Below are 1,876 nucleotides of genomic sequence, written 5' to 3'. Positions count from 1 at the left end.
GGCCTCGGGGTCCTGCGCATCGGCGGTGTCAGCGGTATCGGCGGTATCGGCGCTCCGGGGGGGCGCGACCTGGAGCACCGCCATGCGCTGCAGCACGGCGGCCATGTCTTCCAGCGTGGACGCGGCGGACAGGCCATCGCGGCGCAGCCTGTCCGAGGTTTCCACAACGGTCCGGCCGTCGCCCCGGGCGAGCGCGTCGATGAGTTCCAGGACATGCGCGTGGTCCACCGCGCCGAGCATCTGGCGCACGGCGGCCTCCTGCAGCTGGCCGTTGCCGAAGGCGATGGCCTGGTCGGCGAGCGACAGCGCGTCGCGCATGGAACCCCGCGCGGCGCGCGACAGCAGGCGCAGCGCCTGGGGCTCTGCGGGCACCTGCTCCGCGGCCAGCACCTGCACCAGCTGCGCGTGCACGGTCTCCGGCGCCATGGGGCGCAGATTGAATTGCAGGCAGCGGCTGAGCACCGTGACCGGCACCTTCTGCGGGTCGGTCGTGGCGAGAACGAACTTGAGGTATTCGGGCGGCTCTTCCAGCGTCTTGAGCATGGCGTTGAACGCCGTGTTCGTGAGCATGTGCACCTCGTCGATCATGAAGACCTTGAAGCGCCCCTGCACCGGCTTGTACACCGCCTGCTCCAACAGGCTCTGCACCTCGTCGACGCCGCGGTTGGACGCGGCGTCGAGCTCGGTGTAATCGACGAAGCGGCCGCTGTCGATGTCCGTGCAGGCCGGGCACAGGCCGCACGGCGCGGCGGTGATTCCGCCCTGCCCGTCGGGCCCCTGGCAGTTGAGCGCCTTGGCCAGAATGCGCGCGACCGTCGTCTTGCCCACGCCGCGCGTTCCCGTGAACAGGTAGGCGTGGTGCAGGCGCTGCCGGGTCAGCGCATTGCTCAGGGCCTGCACCACATGCTCCTGCCCTGCCATTTCGGCAAAATTGCGCGGGCGGTACTTGCGGGCGAGCACGAGGTAGGACATGCGCCCGATTCTACGGTCTGGGTCCCGGCCGGCCAGGGCCCGTGCGCATCCGGCATACAATCCCCGGCGACGGGCCTCCTCGCATGGTGAAGCGGCCAACCGGGTCAGGTGGGGAACCAAGCAGCCCTCACTGTGGAGCCAGTGCCGGGGGCAAGGCCCGTCAACTTGGACGCTTGTCCACGCGGCGCTCCCGGATCGGCCGCACCCCCTCCCCTCCTGCCTCGATGTCAAAGGCGCTCAGAACAAACGGCCCTGCGGCGAATCCGCATCGGGGCCGGAAATCTGCTGCGCGCCGCCGCCGTCGCCCTGGCCCGGCGATCCATTCAAGTCCAGCTGCGCAATGGCGTCGCCATCGGGCAGCGCGAGCATGCGCCCGTCGCCCGTGAGGAACGCGGCGCGCACGCGCTCGCCCGGGGTCTGCGACTGCACCGCTTCGCGGTAGCGCTGCAACTGCACCATGAGCGCGGGCTGGCGCCCGGGTTCGGCGGCGCTCTTGTAGTCCAGCACCCACCAGCCCGCGCGCTCGGGGGGCTGGTGGCAGTGCACCAGGCGGTCGATGCGCAGGCTCTGCCCCTGGTGGCGCAGGGGGGCTTCGTTCATGGCCTGGTCCACGGCGGCGCCATCCCAGGCCCAGGCGCCCGCGCCCGTGAGGATGCACCGGGCGGTCCGCGCAGCCTGCCGGGCGGCGTCCAGGGTGATTTCAAAGTCCTGCGCAAGCCGCGCCACGCGGGCCGCGGGCCAGCCCTGCGCGCGCAGCGTGGCCAGCGACGCGCCGGCCACGCCGGCCTGTTCCAGCAATTGGTGCATGGCCTCGCCTTGGCGCGCTGCGGGGGGGCTGGCTCCGTCCGCGCGATCAGCGGCGCCATGGTTCTGCGCCGCATCCGGCGGGGGGGCGGCGGGCAAG

General features: G+C 71.8%; 2 protein-coding genes and 1 other RNA gene. 1 reads left to right on the top strand and 2 read right to left on the bottom strand.

Going from position 1 to position 1,876, the window contains the following annotated elements; genetic code table 11:
• Positions 1-972 (bottom strand): DNA polymerase III subunit gamma/tau (dnaX, locus tag VTU_RS0105335; protein ID WP_010101592.1); only part of this gene is annotated, 972 nt, incomplete at its 3' end.
• A 68-nt stretch (positions 973-1,040) separates the two neighbouring features.
• Here dnaX and ffs point away from each other — a divergent pair.
• Positions 1,041-1,137: signal recognition particle sRNA small type (gene ffs / locus VTU_RS31195), an RNA gene on the top strand.
• A gap of 72 nt (positions 1,138-1,209) precedes the next feature.
• On the opposite strand, the gene VTU_RS25800 is transcribed toward ffs, so the two are convergent.
• On the bottom strand, positions 1,210-1,876 hold a 667-nt coding region (locus VTU_RS25800; protein ID WP_040892114.1), incomplete at its 5' end, for a PD-(D/E)XK nuclease family protein.

Origin of the sequence: Verminephrobacter aporrectodeae subsp. tuberculatae At4, assembly GCF_000193225.1 — a bacterium.
Classification (GTDB): domain Bacteria; phylum Pseudomonadota; class Gammaproteobacteria; order Burkholderiales; family Burkholderiaceae_C; genus Acidovorax; species Acidovorax aporrectodeae.
The sequence above is the reverse complement of the archived record's forward strand: the minus strand, read 5'-3'. Positions and strand labels throughout refer to the sequence as shown.